Source organism: Flavobacterium sp. N3904 (assembly GCF_025947305.1).
GTDB lineage: Bacteria > Bacteroidota > Bacteroidia > Flavobacteriales > Flavobacteriaceae > Flavobacterium.
In genome coordinates, this window is record NZ_CP110009.1 from 4,344,930 (window position 1) to 4,362,240 (window position 17,311).

Consider the following 17,311-nt stretch of genomic DNA (forward strand, 5'->3'; position numbering starts at 1 on the left):
AGGTTTAACCGTAAAGTTCGCAAAGAATTAAACAAGGTTCGCAAAGCTAACTGAAAAATTTAATAGATAAAGAAGCAAGTCCCATTTATTATACTTTTAACTTGGAAACAAAAACCTAGCACTCTTTGCGTAATTCTTTGCAAACTTTGCGGTTATTTTTCTAAAAATCAAATTTATAATTTGCCCCCAATAATACCTGAAAACCTTGAACAGGATAATTCAACCATTTTTGATATCCATTATTTGTAATGTTATTTAGTTTTAAATAAGTCGTAAACCTTTCACTGTATTTGTACCTAACATTGGCATTCAAATCAAAATAACTTGCTAATGTTATAGGACTGGGAGGTGTAACATAAACAATATCGGTATTCAGCTGTTGATCTTTTCGTTCTCCAACATAAAATAAATTAACGCCTGCAAACCATTTTTCGGTTACGGCAAAATCCAAGGTCGAATTCAACTGAATAGCTGGTAAATTCCAAGCTTCGGTTTGTATTTTATTGCTATAACTGCTAAAAGTTCCATCGACTTCAACGGTAACACTTTTGGTTAAATCGGCTTTTAATTCACCATAAAAACGAATGATTTTCATATCATCATAGACCACCTGCAAGGAATTCCCAAAAGCATAATTGGCATTGGTGGGGTTTTCGTTGAAATTATTACTCAAGTACAAGGCTTTGTTTTCATCATAAGTATAGGAACCTTTTATATCATAACTGATTGTACTTGCCAATTTTCCTTTTAAACCTCCAAACATATTGTACATTTCATTGGTAGGCATAATAGTTAAAGTTGGAGACAAAAACGGATTCCCATCAACAAAATCCTTATATGAATTTTGTTCTAAATTCCCTATTGCTCCAGAATAAAAGATCATCAAATCGCCAACAACTTTTAGCGAAGCCGTTACCGATGGATAGATGTAAAACTTATTGCTTTTATTTTCATTATCCATACTATAAACAAAGCCTGCTCCAATATCTATTGTCCAATCTTCTTTCTTCATTACAAAACTCGGAACAATTCCAATATTGGTAAACCCATATTTTAAAGCTGCCGTATTGGTTCCGTCATAATTACTTTTAAAACTACCACCAACATAATCGACGCTGATTTTGGTTTGAATGGCTTCATCCATAACATCAAATTTCACAGTAGGTTCAGCGAAAAATCGATTTTCAGAGGAACCATAAGCATCTGAAAAATGATTAAAATTCAAATCAGCCATACTTAAAACCCCCTCTTCCAAAGCGATTGACCCACTAGCAGAAATTGTGTTGTACGATTGTTGTGGATTGATATTATCAACCAAAGCAATAGCTGCTGGCGATGCCGAAGGACCTACAAAACTGGAAGGCAAACCATACCAATTGAAAATTTGATTTTGATAACCGGCTTTTATATTCCATGCCAAATCTTCCTCATTTGAACCATAAATCAAATCGATAGCCGTGTCATAAAATGAATCTTCAAGAACCACATTTTTTATTCCTCCTTGCGAAGATTGATGACGAAACATTCCGCCTACATATTCATTATTATTAAGATTGTCCGTTACATATAATTCGGCATTTAAGGTGCCATAATTTCCAATTCCCAAGGCTGCATAATTCTTAAACAACTGTATTTGTTTTGCTTTCTCTACTCCTTCTGCATTTCCTTTGGAAGGAGAAAAAGTTGAAGCTACAGGAAAAGGCAAAATAGAATATTTAACATTTTCTTTTTTGGCATTCTCTTCGGTTGTAATCACCGGAACTTCTTTTACTTTGAAAGCATCAGAGATTGTTGGTGTATAAGGCTTCACGACATTTACGACTTCTGTTCCAATGTTTTCCTGCTTGTTTTGAGCGAAAGACAATTGAGAAAGTAATAGGAGCAAAATTCCCACCAAAATCCTCCCCCCAAACCCTTCCGAAGGTGGGGAAGTTGAGAACATTGAATTTTTATTTATGAATGCTTTTATGTTTTTGATTATCATCTTTTGTCCTTTTCTAACTGTTTTCTGCGTTTTAATTTCTATAATCTGAATTCTGCCTTACACTTCCCACTCCCCTTTTGCAATAAATTGCGTTTTGCCACCAATTTTTATATCGAAATTATTTCCGGAAAATTCGCCGTCAAAATAGATCCTCGACGATCTATTGATAAAATCACCCTGATGATTAACCATTTTAATTTCTGTTGAATGGTATTTCAAAAGATAAGCCTGCAAACAAGTACTGGCGCTGCCTGTTGCGGCATCTTCAATCAATTGATTATTTTCGATACAAAACATTCTGCTGTAAAGCTCTCCTTTATCAAAACAATAGAAATACAGTGCTCTGTGATTGGTTTTACAATGCCATTGCAGCCACTCATTCATTTTGCCTAAATCAAAACGCACACTTTCTAAAGCCTTTATACCACTCAAAGGAACAATTACAAACGCACTTCCTGTAGTCACTTCCTGAATGGGAAATTTATCATCAAAATCGGCATTAGTCAGATTACAAAAAGACACAATATCTGTTTTGGAGAAAACATCCAAAAAACGAGGTTGAGCCGCTTGCAACCAAACCAAATCGTCAGATTGTTGAATTGGAATTTCACCAATTGGCACCGACAATTTAAAATTTCGTGGATGAGTCTCCACTATTTTATTCATTAAAACCCACGAAGTTCCTATAATTGGGTGTCCTGCAAACTGCATTTCGTGTTCTGGAGTAAAAATTCTAATGGCTGCAGTATTTTTTTCAGGTAGAATGTCAGTTATAAAAGTACTTTCTGCAAAGTTGATTTCGCGCGCTATTTTTTGCATCTCTTCAGTACTCAATCCATCAGCATTAAAGAAAACAGCCAATTGATTTCCGGCGTATTTTTTTTCTGCAAAAACATCTACTATATAAAAGGGTAATGTCATACTGTTTTTTTTTATTTAGTTATTGATGAATTTGTTTTGGACTCTTCTGTTTTTATTTTATTCAATTCTGTTTTGGCTTCTTCAACCACATCGGCATAATCCGTAAAATTTTCAATTACATTATCCAAAACATAGGTCGCCTGGTAACTGTCTTTCAAACCATAATAATTTTTTGCCATAAGGACCAAACCTTTGGCTCCATAATATCTATAACTCGAATAATTTTTGGCTAATTTTTGAATAGTAGTATTCGAAATCTCAAATTTTCCGTCTTTATTTTTAAAATACGCATCATAATACAAAGCTTCGGCAGCCAATTCTCCTTTACCAACAGTTAGTAATTTGGCGTAAGCCGCTTTGGCTTTGGCTTCATCACCCGATTGCATAGCAGAACGTGCCACGATAATTTGCGCATCGTTTTTTACATTTTCTTCCGTTTTTGGATTGGCCAAAACTTTATCGGCATACACAACCGAATTTGGATAATCCTTTACATCATAATAACATTTCATCAAATTGGCTTGTGCAAATGTTTTATTTTGTGGAAAATCGGCTTCATTTTCTAAACGAACCAAAACTGGAATTCCTTTATCACAATTTTTATCCTTTAAAAATATTTGTGCTAAACGAACCAAAGACTGCTCCGTGTATTCACAACGCGGTTGGTCAATAACAAACTCATAATTAGGAATCGATTTGGTTTCTGAACCTTCGGCATAATACAATTGAGCCAATAAAAAGTTTGCCTTTAGGATATGTACCCCTTTTGGAAATTTAGAAATATAATTACTAAATCCTGTGATGGATTGTTTTGTATTGTTTTGTTCGTATTGTTTTTCGGCAGCCTCATAAGTGTCATTATCCAAATCCAAATCTGTAACCGCCACAAAATCTAATGTACGAACCCAAGTGGCATATTCATCTACCTTTCCGTTGTCAACATAGATCAATCGGGCGGTAGCTACTGCCTCATAAGCTTCTGGTGTTTTGGGATATTCGGAAGCCACTTTTTTAAATTTGGCTATAGCCAAATCATCTTTATCCGAATTATAATAAATCAATCCCTGACGCAGAATAGATTTTGAAGTATACGAACTGCTTTTGTATGCTGAATTCAGTTTGTCATACGTTTTTATCGCTAAATCCAATTTATTTTCGGCAACATAGGTATTTCCCAATTCAAATAAAGCATCATCCTGATACTCAGATTTTGGATACAACTGCAGAAAAGTATTGAGTTCTTCGATTTTTTTATTGTTTTTGGAAAGAAATCCATAGCAAAGTGCTTTTTGAAAATAAGCATAATCACCGTCTACACTTTTTGACTCAATCACTTTATTGTAAGCGTCTAAAGCCAGTTGGTATTTTGTAGTTACAAATCTGCAATCCGCCAAACGCAAATAGGAATCATTCAAACGTGTTTTATCTTCCTTGTTGGCTCCAATCTGGTCTTGAAAATAATTTCCCGCCTCATCGTATTCTTTAAGCTTAAAATTAGCATAAGCAATATTGTAATTGATGTTCTTAAATTCAACTGTTTCTTTGGCTTTTGCCAAATCAAAAAACTGCTTGTAACTCAACAAAGCTTCTTTGTAATCTTCCAAATTATATTCTGATTCCGTTTTCCAGAACATTGCCCTGGCTGTAATCAGAGGGTCTTTTTGTTCTTTTATCGCTTTTTCAAACATCGCAAGGGATTCAGAATATTTTCCTTCAGTATACATTTCTAATCCTCTGTAGAAAACTACTTTCTGATAGGCGACTCTGTTTTCAGGAGTTTTATTTTTATCCAATAAAACCAAAGCCTCTTTGTAGTTTTTGGATGAAATATAAGAATCGATTAACAATTTCTCTATAACGTCATTATTTGGATTATTTGGGTATTTGCTTATAAAGCCAAGCAAAACTTCGGGGATACTTTGATAGGAATTTCCAATTTCGTAACTCAGCTTCGAATAATTTAGACTAGCATCTTCTTGAAGTTTGAGATTAAAATTCATTTCGGATGCATTCTTGAAAGCATTCAAAGCCTGTTGTTTTTTGCCCGATTCCAAATAGCTTTCGCCCAAATGGTAATAGGCATTTTGGGCAATAAAATCTTTTCCGTCTATAATTTTATTAAATTGCAAAATAGCATTTTCGTAGTCTTTTTGCATATAATATGCATAACCGAGTTGATAAAAATCGGTGTTATTCCATTTTCCGTTTTTACCTTTATATCCAACCAAATAAGGAATTGCTTTGTCGTATTGTTTTAAATTAAAATAACTTTCACCAATAATTTTATTCAATTCCGATTTTTCCAAAGCGGTAGAATTTGGCATCGCTTTAATTCCTAAATCGATGGCTTTTTGAAAATTTCCCGATTTAAAACTCATATCCGATTGATAGTACGATAATTTTTCAGCGTATTTCTCATCACCGGAAACCTGATTAAATTGTTTATTGGCCTCTACAAAATCATCCAATTCATAAGCCATAAAACCCAGATAGTACTTGCTTTGCTTTGCGTACTCATCTGATTTGACCACTTTATTAAAATAACTTTTGGCCTCTTTCATTTTTTTGGCAACAAAAAAAGAATAGCCCTTTTCAAAATTAAATTTATCAAGTTCATTTTCTTTCAAGACAGTTTCGTCAACCTTATCAAACCATTCCAATGCTGTTTTATATTCGCGATGATCAAAATAATAATAAGCAACATCTATAAAAGCCTGATTTTGTTTTCGACTTGCCGGATAATCGGCCACAAAGCGATTTATGAGTTCTTCCGCATTATCCTGATCGGTGCGAATGGCACAATTGGCAATATAGTAAGCACAATCTGATTTTGTCCCATTGGTGGTCGCTGTTTTTTTTACATTTTCGAATAGCGTTTGAGCAGATGCATATTGTTTGTCTTCGTATAAAGAAAGTGCTTTATCGTAATCTCTTAATGGGTAAGTATATATGGCTGATTCCTGCGAATAGAGGGAAGTAATTTGAATAATAAAAAGTAAAAAAAAGAGCCTGGGAAGTTGATGCATTGTTATTTTATTTAATATTCAAATGTATTTGTTTCTGTGTTTATAACGAAACGCTCGATGCTTTTATTATAAACTTTTTTTAAACAGGGCTCCTTTCCCAAATCATTTCAAATAAAAGGAAAGCATCTCAGTCAATTAGAATTTGTATTTTATCTTTTGATATTTGTTATTTGGATTTTATCTTTTTACTTTTACCCAATAAACAAATTCTATCATGTCACAATCTGTACTGTCTTTAAAAAACGTAAATATATATCAAGAAGGAAAAACTATTTTATCTGATGTTAATTTAGAAGTCAACCACGGTGAATTTATATACATCATTGGAAAAACAGGTTCAGGAAAGAGTAGTTTATTAAAAACATTGTATGCCGATTTACCATTGACAGAAGGTGAAGGCAAAATCGTAGACTTTGATTTGGCTACCATAGAAGAAGATGAAATACCCTTTTTGAGAAGAAAGATTGGTATTGTTTTTCAAGATTTTAAATTATTACCGGACCGCACGGTAAAAGACAATATGTTATTTGTACTTAAAGCAACCGGTTGGAAAGATCCTGCTGAGATGGATGCAAAAATTGAAGAAGTACTTTCTAAAGTAAACATGATAAATTTTGCCAATCAAATGCCACATCAACTTTCTGGTGGCGAACAACAGCGAATTGCAATTGCTAGAGCGTTATTGAATGACCCTGAATTTATCCTTGCCGATGAACCCACAGGAAATCTGGATCCACAAACCAGCACCGAAGTTCTTGAAGTGTTAAGAAAAATCAATGCCAACGGGAAAACCGTCATTATGGCGACTCACGATTATGCCTTATTGATGAAGTTTCCATACAAAACCTTGAAATGCGAGGATGCCAAGATTTTTGAAGTGGTACAAAGAACAGTGTAATGCTCTCCATCCTTATTCCAACTTACAATTACAATGTATTGCCACTTGTTACCGAATTACACAAACAATGTTTAGATTGTAGGATTGAGTTTGAAATTTTGTGTCAGGATGATGCTTCGGGCTCCAATAGGAATGAAGAAAATAAAAAAATAGATTCCTTAAATAACTGTTTCTTCTTTATTAATGATTTCAACCTAGGAAGAGGAGAAAATATCAATTCATTAGTGAAAAAATCGAAATTTGACTGGTTGCTAATCATGGATTGTGATACTTTTCCAACCCGAAATAATTTTATACAAAAATATTGCGAAGTCATTCCAAATATATCAGTGGTATTTGGAGGAATCCAATACGAGAAAGAAACACCCGGCAAAGAGCAAATTTTACGTTGGGTTTATGGAAATAAAAGAGAATTTATTTCTGTTCACAACAGGAATAAAAACCCAAATTTAAGGGCATTAACTTCCAATTTATTGATAAAAAAAGAAATTTTAGAACAAAACCCTTTTGATGCAACCATTACAAAATATGGTTATGAAGATTTGTGTTTTTTATACGAATTAGAAACCAAGAATATTAAAGTTTTTCATATTGATAATCCAACCTATCACTTGAATTTAGAGACTTCCGTCGTTTTTATAAACAAAACAAAAACAGCTATTGAGAATCTGGTTTACATTATCAATTCAGGTAAATTCCCAAATATTGAAAGCAAAATCAATTCGGCGTATATTATTTTAAAAAAGTTAAGACTCGTTGCAATAACGGCTTCCATTTTCAACAAAACAGAATCAACGATAATTTCTAATTTACTTTCTAAGAACCCTTCCCTTTTTCTGTTTGACCTTTATAAATTGGGCTACTATTGTAATATGCAATCCAAATAATTATTACTGCATTAAACTTTCAAAAAGTGATTTCCATTGTTGCATTATGCTTCCTAAATCATACTTCTTTACACTCTCTTTCGCCTTTTTACCCATTTGCATTCTCAAATTCTCATCTTCAATAAGTAACTTCAGTTTTTGAACAAATGAATCTGCATTTCCATCTTCAATCAAAAAACCATTCTCCTCTTCTTTTATAATTGCTCTTGGACCTGCTGGGCAATCATAAGCGACACAAGGCAAACCAGAAGCCATCGCCTCAAGCAGCACCATAGGAAATCCTTCGGAACGAGAAGTCATAACATATAAAGATGAAGACAAGTATTTTTCTGAAATATTTTTTACGGGTTCGTTTAAATTCACATTGAATTCCATTCCCAACTCTAGAACTAAAGATCTCAAATCCGTTACTGAATCTCCATAAATATCTAATATCCAATCGGGATGCTTTGCAACTACTTTTTGCCAAATAACTAGTAATCGATCCAATCCTTTTTCATAAGAATTTCGAGCAACTGCAATTACTCTTTTTGATTTTAAATCTGATACTTTTTCACTTTGTATCCCAGATGGATTTGGAATTACCAAGCCGTTTTTCACATTCCATTCTTTCAAACTTTCATTAGACAAAGCCACTAATTTCGTGAACTTATTTGTGCCAAAATCTTTGAATTTATATTTAAGCGCGCTTTTAAATTTTGAAATCAAATTCGAATTTAAATGTTTTTCTTCAATATATTTTGAACCGTGACATTCGAAAACAATGGGTATTTCAGTAGAAAGTATAAACGGAATTGTAAAAGCTTTTAAGCCATTGTCACAAACAATAATAATTTCTGGCTGAATGGTTTGAACATTATTTAGTAAAGATTTTCGAAAAGAATTGAAAAAATTAAAAATTGTTCCCCCAAGAATCATATCATGGAAAACAATCTTTTCATGAAAAGAATAAAACAATGGGTAGTTTCCATGATTTTGGGTAAGAACATGAACTTCATAACCAAAATTTTCAATAAGATAGTTCAGCTTTATAGACAAAACTCTGGCGACTCCACCTTCATTATTTAGTTTTGGAACGATATAGAGCAATTTCATTTTTTTGAAATCAAAAATTCATCAAAGTCTCTTATATAATCTTCTTCCAAAAAATCATCTGAAGCCAAAACCAAACAAACAGCACCCGAAGAAAAATTTTCCAATTCACGCCAAATCCCAGTTGGAATCAATAGTCCAACATTCGGTTTATTCAACAAATAACGCTTCTCTTCAATTCCGTCATTTACGGTTACTTCAAAACTACCGCTTAAAGCAATAAGTACTTCCTGTTGATCTATATGAGCATGACCACCTCTAAAAGCAGTGCTTGGCACGTCAAAAAGATAATAAACCCTCTTGAATTCAAACGGCAAAAAATCACTTTGAATGATTCCTAAATTCCCTCTTACATCTTCTACAACCGGTATTTTTAATAATTGAATCTCGTTTATCGTTTCCATTTTAAATTGTATTGATTTGCATTAAATCCAACCATTGTTTTCCAATTGTATCCAACAAAAAGGGAGTTACACTTTCTTTTGCATTTTGCTTACAATGCTGATATACTATTTCGTCCTCCAACAATACATTCATTGCTTCGGTCAGTTTTTCTGTATTTTGGTCTTCTACGAGAATTCCATTTTTATAATCAATAATCATTTCACTTGGTCCGCAAGGACAATCGAACGAAACTACTGGAGTTCCGCAGGCCAACGATTCTAATATTACATTGGGCAAGCCCTCATTTTTACTACTCAAAACTAAAAATCGAGCCTTTTTTAAATAGTTGAAAGGATTATTTTGGTACCCTAAAAAATGAACAAAATCGTTTACATTAGATTCTTTTGCTACTTTTTTCAATCCTTCACTATCGCCTTCGCCCACTATTACAAGATGAATTTGTTTGTTCTTTAAAACAGAATTGGCATAACTCAAAATCAATTTATCAAACTGTTTTATATTATTTTCATATTGTCCAATTGCAATTATAAAATCAAAATCTACAGCAATTGGCTCATCACACTTTTCATAAATCTCTTCTAAATTGACTGGATTCGGAATCCTAATTACATTCTTCAATTGATGTTTTTTGACTATCAATTCTTCCATTTGATTGGTTAGCGCCACATTGGCATAACAATGGTTGTACATTAATCGTGTCAACCATGAATTATTGGGCATATAATGGTCAATCAAAAAACTATGAACGGTAAATATTGTTTTAGCATTATAAATAAATCGAGCCAATACCAATTCCTGAATGACTTTGGTTCTAAAACGAAAATCAATTATAAAATCAAAATCATTTTGTTTAAGATACTTTCGCAAAGAAACCAATCGCTTAATTTTATTGAATAGTCCGTTACTTTTGTTTTTCAGCAAACCCAAATTGACCAGTTTCCCAGAGTATGGATACGAGACCTCATCCAAAACAATAATAATATGAACATCAATATTATTCTTGGCAAAGAAAACAGACAAATTCGCCATCACTTTATCACTGCCACCACCACTCAATCGATAACCGATTAATGCAATTTTATATTTTTTGTGCCGCAATATCATTTTCGTTTTGTTATTTTCGTCTCAAATATAACTATTTTAAAAAATAATGCAGAACAATCCACTCGTTACTATTATTTGTTTGTGCTACAACCACGAAGCCTACGTAGTTGAGAGTTTGAATTCTGTCATTAATCAATCGTATCCTTGTATTGAACTTATTATTGTTGATGATTGCAGTAGCGATAACTCAAAAAGAATTATTACAACTTGGATTGAAAAAAAACCTGAAATTCAGTTCATAACCAATGAAACCAATTTAGGAAATACCAAATCCTTCAACAAAGCACTAAAACTGGCCAAAGGAGAATATGTAATTGACTTGGCTGCTGATGACATATTATTACCCAATTGTGTAGTATTGCAAATTAATGCTTTCAAAAACAGTAATTATAAAAACCTTGGAGTTGTTTACGGAAATGTTGAATTGATTTCTGAAAACGGCTCGTTTGATTCCTATTATTTCCCAGTAAACAATCAAAAAAAAGCAATCGAAAACCGAATTACGGGAGACATTTATAAATCTGTCCTTTCTGGAGGTAATAGTATTTGTTCTGTATCGGCCATGATTAAGAAAACCGTATTCGACCGTTTACAAGGCTATGATGAAACATTGGCTTATGAAGATTTGGATTTTTGGATTCGGGCTTCTCGCCTATATGAATTTGATTTTATCGACGAACCTCTTGTTCAAAAAAGAATAGTTACTAATTCATTAGGAAGTGATTTCTTCAAAAAAAAAGATAGTCGAGCCAAGAAAATAAATTATTCTACTTACTTAATCCTAAAAAAAGCAATCACCATAAACCAAACCAGAGCTGAAGATTTGGCTATTCAAAAAAGAGTGCATCATGAAATTATGCACACATTAAAAATCAATGATTTTGGTCTGTTTTTGAAGGTTTTAGGATTGCGGATTTTGTTGATTAAGAGAAAGTTTTTTAAACATTGATTATTGCTTGAATCCTATAACTGAACAATCAAATATTTCATCAAAGGCTCTTTCTCATTCTCCCAATCGCGGCTATAATTATTTTTCAAGAGCTTGACCGGAATTCCACCCAATAAAATATTACTTCCAAAATTTGTATAATCTTTATTGCATAAAGAATTTGAGGCAACAACACAAAAATCAGGAGTTCTTGTATTTGGCATTATCGAAATTCTGTTGGAAAATGCATTATAACTACCAATGTAGATTGGTCCTTTTAGCGGATAATGTTCACCTGTAAGTGTGTTTATCATAGGATGAAAATTGCTATCCATTATTTGTGATTCATGCCCAATTCTAGACCAATCACCAATAACAAGTTTATGGGTACAAATCACCTTAACACTGGATCCCAAACAAGACATATACCCAAACTCACAGTCTGCATTTTCACCAACATACAAAATAACATCTTTCCCCATATGTGCGTATCCGTTGAATGTTAGCTTTCCATAAAGTGAAAGCTGCGCTATTCCTTTAGACCTAATTTCTATTTCAAATTGTTGCCCAAATCCGATCATAGCTGTTTTAATTGGTCCGTTAATTATGATTTCACCTTGAATGCTTTGAAAATGAACCTTCCCATAAAAAAAGACAGGAAGCTTTTTTGCGGTTTGAAAAGGAAATTTTTTAAAATTAAAATAAAGCGTTTTTGTCCAATTTACAGAATAATAAAATTTTAATTTATGATATACCGATCGTAATTTGCGATACATTTTCTTCACTATGTTCTTAAACATTTTTTTTCTTATTAATCGAATTAAATAAAAACTTTAGGCCTATTTTTTCATTCAAATGGTACAAAACAAATCCCAATGATAAAATTATCATAACCGCCATCAAGCTGTATTTTAACATTGAATTTGATATATACCGCATAAAAAAAGTGGCAACGCACATAACAATGCAAATCAAATAAGCACGATAAAATTCAGCATCAAAATAGAAATCATAACGCATCTTTGTAATAATTTTTACAGCAAATAAATGTATTAAATAATAAATCAAGAAACTACAGCCAAGCCCTTCTAAACCATAAAAATAATAACCCAGCATATTTAAAATAACAGACAAAAAATTAAATCCAACAGCGGTTTTGATAAATAGTTGCGAATCTCCTTTTGCAATCAATATATACCCCATTGACCATGAAACGGCCCGAAACAACATCGCCAGTATCCCAAAACACACCATTGGGATAATCGAAACAAATTTTGAAGTGTACAAGATTTTTATAATAAGCGGAACAAACGTTAAAAATAGAATTATTATTGGAGTTATAATAAAGATGGACATGTAAGATTGCTCCATCACGCTTATCCTGATTCTCTTGTTATCATTGCAAATCGAGGACAACTTCGGAAAATAATCGGTACTCATAACGGTAAAAACAATTCCCACATAAGAATTCAATAATGTAAAACCTGCATTATAAAACCCTACTTCTTTTAATCCTCCAGTTTTTCCAACATAGATCTGAATGATGTAAGACGCCAACAATGTTAACAATCCACTTAATGTAAGCATTATTCCGAGTTTGATAATGCTTTTCCCTTCAATGAGAATTTGAGAGTTGAAAACAACACTTTTTTCAATTTTAATTTTTCTCGAATAATAAAAAGACACCAACAACGAAGAAACAGCAGTTACCACAATCGTTGGTACAATGGCATCAATTCTATAAAAGTAATACAAGGGAATACTGAACAACAGTCCAATCAAATTTCCATAAAAATTAGCTTTGGCCAATATTTTTAACTTGCGCAATCCTTGAAAGACCACCATTTGCCCAACAGACAATTGCTTAAACAATAATGTTATTGACAAATAAATAAATAGATAAGTATAATTCGAATTACCAAAAGTAAGTTCACTCAACCAACTTGAAAATAATGCAACAACCAATGTCCCAAAAATGCCCGTTACAAAAGCTATTTTTTTAACTATTGCAATTATTGGAGAAACACTGTTTATATCATTTTGATTATACTGTTCCGAAATGTGTTTTATGCCACTGGTTTCAATTCCCAAACCTGTAACGCCGCTGACCATATTCAAAGCCGAATTCAATAACGAAATAATTCCCATTCCTGCTGGGCCAATAAAAATTGCTATCAATTTTGTTCTGACAATTGAAATAAGGATATTTAAAAATTGCATCCCGCCAAAAATAGAGGTCGCTTTTACAATTTGCAGGTATGAAGATTTGCTTTCGGTCACTATTTCAATATTTATTTAAAATTGAAATCACATTACTAACCTCATCCATTGTCATAACAGGACTTATAGGCAAACTCAATACTTCTTTGTGTATTTTTTCCGTTACCGGGAAAGACAGATTGTTCAAAGATTGCAATGCTTTTTGTTGGTGTGGTGGAATCGGATAATGAATCACCGTTTCTATATTATTTTCTGCTAAATAATTCTGTAAATCCCCTCTATTTTTGGTTCGAATAATGAAAAGATGGAAAACATGATTATTGCTTAAATCCCAAAAAGGTAAAATAATTTTGTCATTTTTTATTTCGAACAAATAACGTCTAGCGATAGCTCTTCGCTTTTCATTATCGGCATTTAAGTTGGGTAATTTCAGGTTCAAAAAAGCGGCTTGCAATTCGTCTAATCTTGAATTGACTCCGACAAAATCGTTTTCATATTTGATTTCTGAACCATAGTTACGAAGGGATCGAATAGTTTTCGCGAGCGCGATATCATTCGTGACTACCGCACCTCCATCTCCCAATGCGCCAAGATTTTTCGTTGGGTAAAAACTATACGCTACACCTGATTGCTGATTTTTGATTGCTGATTTTTGATTGCTGATTGCTCCCGCCGACTGTGCAGCATCTTCAACCACAATCAAATTATTTTGATTCGCGATTTTATTTATAACATCCATTTCGGCCAGTTGACCATAAAGATGTACGACAAGAATTGCTTTAGTTTTAGGTGTTATTTTGTCTTCAATTAAACTCGTGTTGATGTTATAGGTTTCCAACTTTGGTTCGACCAAAACAGGTACTAAATCGGCTTGAAGAATGGCGAGTATGCTGGCAATGTAGGTATTGGCCGGCACAATAACTTCATCCCCTTTTTGTAATTTACCTAGTTGAATATACCCTTTAAAAATCAGTGCCAGAGCATCCAATCCGTTTCCTACTCCAATACAAAATTGAGCTCCACAATATTGGGCAAAATTGGTTTCAAATTCTTTGACTTCCTTGCCCAAAATATACCAACCGCTAGCCAAAACCGATTTCAATTTTTCTTGAAAAGCGGTTTCATAGGGTTCGTTTATTTTTTTTAGGTCTAAGAATTGTATCATTTTATAACATTTTCAAGTTTTGAATAATTAATCGTTTCCACTTCATAAAAATCCTGTGCAATAGTGCTTGCACCAAAACTTTCTTTCCAGAAAGACAGTCCTTTATTGAGGTTTCTTCCTTGATTTTTATTAGATGTCCCAAAATCAAAAAATTTCTTATTGCTAAAAACTTCAGTTATTAAGTGATGATATAAAAAATCTAAACTTCCTGTTTCATTTTTGCTTCCATTAGCTGAAATATACTGTGAATGAATTACATTTTCACTTTCGAATAAGGTCGCTCCGGCAACAATTTCGTTTTTGTAATACACATTAAATTGGCGAATGTTTTTAGGAAACTTCTTTTTTAAATTGGCTATCTCCTGCAAACTATGAACCGGTTTTGCTAGATATTTAATTTCTAAATTTGGAATCAATATCGTATTCCAAAAATCATCAAACTCATCAACTTCTCTAATTTCTAAATTATTTACCATTCCTTTTTTTACTCCTTCTTTCCTTCCGCTTGCAATCACAATTGGCTTAGACAAATCAATTACAGAAAGTGATTCTCTCTGAATCAATTGGGCTTCCACCAAAAAGAGAGTATAATTCAATTCTTCGGCTGGTTTGTTGTGATAGATGGACGGAATGGTTTTGAGTTGGATTTTAGAAATTTTATTTTCGTTTAAATAAAATAGAATAGCGCTGAAAACAAGGATTACCGACGCCAATTTTAGTTTCTCTCCATAAACCAAGCCTCCATAACTCAAACCCTGATGGGAATAAATTACTTTACCAACTCTATTGGCAGGCAAAACCGCAACTAACTTTTTCCCCTCAAAAACCATCAAAGAATAATCCTCGAATCGGTCTTTGTGGTAGTCCATAAAATCACGATGAAACAGGAAAGTGGCATTTTTGGCAGTGCTTATAAAAGCATTCCAATGGGCATACTCACTTTCTTGATATTGTTTTATGGTGTAGTTTTTCACAATTGAGCATTAAAGGAGCGGAAAAGTACGCAATTAGGGTAATATTTTGAATACGAATTGCAAAAAATCTTTACCAAATTTGGCTGTCACCGTTTTAAAAATCAGTCTCAATCATCATTTTTAGCACTTTGTTTCTGTTTTGCCCGCGAGAGGGATAGAAGCTAGCTACCGAAGTAGCGTGGATAGCCCGACCGCATTAAGAAAAGTGGCCGAATAAGCGGCATGAATGTTTGGCCGCTTTTCTTAATGGGGTCTCGCCCAAACGAGCTTTTGCGAACTGAAGAAGTAAAATATTTTATTTTTTGTGTTCTATGGGAGAGAGGTGCCAATTGTATTTTTTGGCCAATAAGCGTACTATAATGATTACCAATGAAGTAATGAGATACAAAACGTCATTTTCTAGGTTCATTTTTCGGAGGATAAAAAACACGATTCCGCCGAGAATACAGATGGTGGCATAGATTTCTTCCCGAAAAATAACGGGGATTTCGGTACATAAAATGTCACGAATGACGCCTCCAAAACAGGCTGTCATGGTTCCTAAAGCGACACAAATTACAGGATGAAGCTGGTAATCTATTCCTTTTTGAATTCCGATCAAGGTAAAAACACCCAAACCAATGGTGTCGAATAAGGCCAATGAGGTACGGAGTTTATCTAATCTTTTTCGGAATAGTATCGTCAAGATAAAACCCAAAATAATCACATACACATAAGTCAAATCCTGCATCCAGCCGACAGGTGTTCGGCCAATCATGACATCGCGCAAGGTCCCACCTCCTACAGCCGTTACAAACGCAATAATGAATACGCCAAACGGATCTAGCTTTTTGCTCATTGCAGTCAGTGCGCCCGACATTGCAAATGCCATGGTTCCGATGATGTCGAGTAGGTGAAACATTGAGATTTTAGATTTTAGATTGCAAATTTTAGAAACTATTAAACATACTATTTTACTTATCACTACATGTTTTGGGTATAAAAATTATAATCTTTCAAAATGGTTTTTATGAAATCCATTTGATTGGATGTTTGCATTTTAATACCCGTAACCGTTTGAATTTTTTTGGATAATTTTTGAATTGTTTCTATATCTCCATTTTTTTCGGCGATTTGAAAAGTCTCCTTTATAATTCGCATATCATTATCAGAAAGTTTTATAACCAAAGGATAAACTGGCAAATAGGTTTCTCCAATTTCTTCGAGAATGGTACTGCTGATGCTCACATTATTTTTGAGGGTTATAATCGCTGTTCCCGCAGCCATATCGCCCATGCGTTGGGTTTTGTTACTGATCGACATTGATATTAATCCGATCATTCCGCCAAGCATATTGTTTTCTATAATCCTAAAAAGCCAACGAATCAGGTAATCCCCAAAACTGGCCTGATAGCCATCAATTTTTACGACTTTTATTTTCACTATTTTTTTCCCGATTGTTTGTCCTTCAAAAATACTCTCAAGAGTCACTGAATAAACCATCACGGGGAAGAAAAACAGTACAATTATAGCCATTCTGGACCACATATCAATTTTGTCTAATATATCCGTAATTCGCAACAAATAAAAAAACACATAAACAACGACAATAATATAGGCAATCTTTATAAGTAAATCCAGCAAACTGGCCGACATTCGTTCTCCTACAGAAGCGGCCTTAAAATTTATTGTAACATTTTGTGTTGTACTAATAGTTAATTCTGACAT

Annotated in this window: 15 protein-coding genes; 3 read left to right on the forward strand and 12 right to left on the reverse strand. The window is 33.4% G+C overall.

Features of this window, described 5'->3' with window-relative positions; genetic code table 11:
* Nucleotides 1–160 precede the first annotated feature (160 nt).
* The 3 genes from OLM57_RS18515 to OLM57_RS18525 all read right to left on the reverse strand — a co-directional run bounded on the left by OLM57_RS18515 (nt 161) and on the right by OLM57_RS18525 (nt 5,931).
* Complete coding sequence (locus OLM57_RS18515; protein ID WP_264565171.1) at nt 161–1,942, reverse strand: TonB-dependent receptor; 1,782 nt, start codon at nt 1,940–1,942, stop codon at nt 161–163.
* Between the two features lie 99 nt (nt 1,943–2,041).
* On the reverse strand, nt 2,042–2,905 hold the full coding sequence (locus tag OLM57_RS18520) for a PhzF family phenazine biosynthesis protein (protein WP_264565172.1): 864 nt from the start codon (nt 2,903–2,905) through the stop codon (nt 2,042–2,044).
* An 11-nt stretch (nt 2,906–2,916) separates the two neighbouring features.
* Nucleotides 2,917–5,931 (reverse strand): tetratricopeptide repeat protein, encoded by a 3,015-nt coding sequence (locus tag OLM57_RS18525; RefSeq protein ID WP_264565173.1) that lies wholly within the window; start codon nt 5,929–5,931, stop codon nt 2,917–2,919.
* Nucleotides 5,932–6,145: 214 nt separating this feature from the next.
* Between OLM57_RS18525 and OLM57_RS18530 the strand changes: the two genes are divergently transcribed.
* Both OLM57_RS18530 and OLM57_RS18535 read left to right on the forward strand, forming a co-directional pair.
* A complete protein-coding gene (locus OLM57_RS18530) occupies nt 6,146–6,829 on the forward strand; it encodes a cell division ATP-binding protein FtsE (protein ID WP_264565174.1) in 684 nt (227 codons plus the stop codon).
* Nucleotides 6,829–7,716: a glycosyltransferase family 2 protein gene (locus OLM57_RS18535; protein WP_264565175.1), complete on the forward strand. Its 888-nt coding sequence runs from the start codon at nt 6,829–6,831 to the stop codon at nt 7,714–7,716. The genes OLM57_RS18530 and OLM57_RS18535 overlap by 1 nt, the downstream gene beginning before the upstream one ends.
* 3 nt (nt 7,717–7,719) lie before the next feature.
* On the opposite strand, the gene OLM57_RS18540 is transcribed toward OLM57_RS18535, so the two are convergent.
* The 3 genes from OLM57_RS18540 to OLM57_RS18550 are packed head-to-tail and all read right to left on the reverse strand — an operon-like array spanning nt 7,720 to nt 10,311.
* The gene (locus OLM57_RS18540; protein ID WP_264565176.1) at nt 7,720–8,811 is read right to left on the reverse strand and encodes a glycosyltransferase family 4 protein; all 1,092 of its coding nucleotides are present in this window, start codon (nt 8,809–8,811) and stop codon (nt 7,720–7,722) included.
* Nucleotides 8,808–9,212: a sugar 3,4-ketoisomerase gene (locus OLM57_RS18545; RefSeq protein ID WP_264565177.1), complete on the reverse strand. Its 405-nt coding sequence runs from the start codon at nt 9,210–9,212 to the stop codon at nt 8,808–8,810. The genes OLM57_RS18540 and OLM57_RS18545 overlap by 4 nt, the downstream gene beginning before the upstream one ends.
* A 1-nt stretch (nt 9,213) precedes the next feature.
* Nucleotides 9,214–10,311 carry a glycosyltransferase gene (locus OLM57_RS18550; RefSeq protein ID WP_264565178.1) on the reverse strand — a complete coding sequence of 366 codons (1,098 nt, stop codon included), beginning with the start codon at nt 10,309–10,311 and terminating at the stop codon, nt 9,214–9,216.
* Between the two features lie 52 nt (nt 10,312–10,363).
* Between OLM57_RS18550 and OLM57_RS18555 the strand changes: the two genes are divergently transcribed.
* Nucleotides 10,364–11,266, forward strand: a complete 903-nt coding sequence (locus OLM57_RS18555) for a glycosyltransferase family 2 protein (RefSeq protein WP_264565179.1) — start codon at nt 10,364–10,366, stop codon at nt 11,264–11,266.
* Between the two features lie 14 nt (nt 11,267–11,280).
* Here OLM57_RS18555 and OLM57_RS18560 read toward each other — a convergent pair whose 3' ends face one another.
* The 6 genes from OLM57_RS18560 to OLM57_RS18585 all read right to left on the reverse strand — a co-directional run bounded on the left by OLM57_RS18560 (nt 11,281) and on the right by OLM57_RS18585 (nt 17,311).
* A complete protein-coding gene (locus OLM57_RS18560; protein ID WP_264565180.1) occupies nt 11,281–12,045 on the reverse strand; it encodes an acyltransferase in 765 nt (254 codons plus the stop codon).
* On the reverse strand, nt 12,038–13,525 hold the full coding sequence (locus tag OLM57_RS18565; RefSeq protein ID WP_264565181.1) for an O-antigen translocase: 1,488 nt from the start codon (nt 13,523–13,525) through the stop codon (nt 12,038–12,040). The genes OLM57_RS18560 and OLM57_RS18565 overlap by 8 nt, the downstream gene beginning before the upstream one ends.
* 4 nt (nt 13,526–13,529) lie before the next feature.
* Entirely contained in the window at nt 13,530–14,630 is a 1,101-nt protein-coding gene (locus tag OLM57_RS18570) for a DegT/DnrJ/EryC1/StrS family aminotransferase (protein WP_264565182.1), read from the reverse strand.
* Complete coding sequence (locus OLM57_RS18575; protein ID WP_264565183.1) at nt 14,627–15,604, reverse strand: GNAT family N-acetyltransferase; 978 nt, start codon at nt 15,602–15,604, stop codon at nt 14,627–14,629. The genes OLM57_RS18570 and OLM57_RS18575 overlap by 4 nt, the downstream gene beginning before the upstream one ends.
* Before the next feature lie 295 nt (nt 15,605–15,899).
* Complete coding sequence (locus tag OLM57_RS18580; RefSeq protein ID WP_264565184.1) at nt 15,900–16,505, reverse strand: trimeric intracellular cation channel family protein; 606 nt, start codon at nt 16,503–16,505, stop codon at nt 15,900–15,902.
* Between the two features lie 62 nt (nt 16,506–16,567).
* Nucleotides 16,568–17,311 carry an RDD family protein gene (locus OLM57_RS18585; protein ID WP_264565185.1) on the reverse strand — a complete coding sequence of 248 codons (744 nt, stop codon included), beginning with the start codon at nt 17,309–17,311 and terminating at the stop codon, nt 16,568–16,570.

Coding starts and splice junctions, on each gene's coding strand:
- OLM57_RS18515 (WP_264565171.1), bottom strand. CDS start 1,942: ATGTTCTCAACTTCCCCACCTTCGGAAGGGTTTGGGGGGAGGATTTTG.
- OLM57_RS18520 (WP_264565172.1), bottom strand. CDS start 2,905: ATGACATTACCCTTTTATATAGTAGATGTTTTTGCAGAAAAAAAATAC.
- OLM57_RS18525 (WP_264565173.1), bottom strand. CDS start 5,931: ATGCATCAACTTCCCAGGCTCTTTTTTTTACTTTTTATTATTCAAATT.
- OLM57_RS18530 (WP_264565174.1), top strand. CDS start 6,146: ATGTCACAATCTGTACTGTCTTTAAAAAACGTAAATATATATCAAGAA.
- OLM57_RS18535 (WP_264565175.1), top strand. CDS start 6,829: ATGCTCTCCATCCTTATTCCAACTTACAATTACAATGTATTGCCACTT.
- OLM57_RS18540 (WP_264565176.1), bottom strand. CDS start 8,811: ATGAAATTGCTCTATATCGTTCCAAAACTAAATAATGAAGGTGGAGTC.
- OLM57_RS18545 (WP_264565177.1), bottom strand. CDS start 9,212: ATGGAAACGATAAACGAGATTCAATTATTAAAAATACCGGTTGTAGAA.
- OLM57_RS18555 (WP_264565179.1), top strand. CDS start 10,364: ATGCAGAACAATCCACTCGTTACTATTATTTGTTTGTGCTACAACCAC.
- OLM57_RS18560 (WP_264565180.1), bottom strand. CDS start 12,045: ATGTTTAAGAACATAGTGAAGAAAATGTATCGCAAATTACGATCGGTA.
- OLM57_RS18570 (WP_264565182.1), bottom strand. CDS start 14,630: ATGATACAATTCTTAGACCTAAAAAAAATAAACGAACCCTATGAAACC.
- OLM57_RS18580 (WP_264565184.1), bottom strand. CDS start 16,505: ATGTTTCACCTACTCGACATCATCGGAACCATGGCATTTGCAATGTCG.
- OLM57_RS18585 (WP_264565185.1), bottom strand. CDS start 17,311: ATGTCAGAATTAACTATTAGTACAACACAAAATGTTACAATAAATTTT.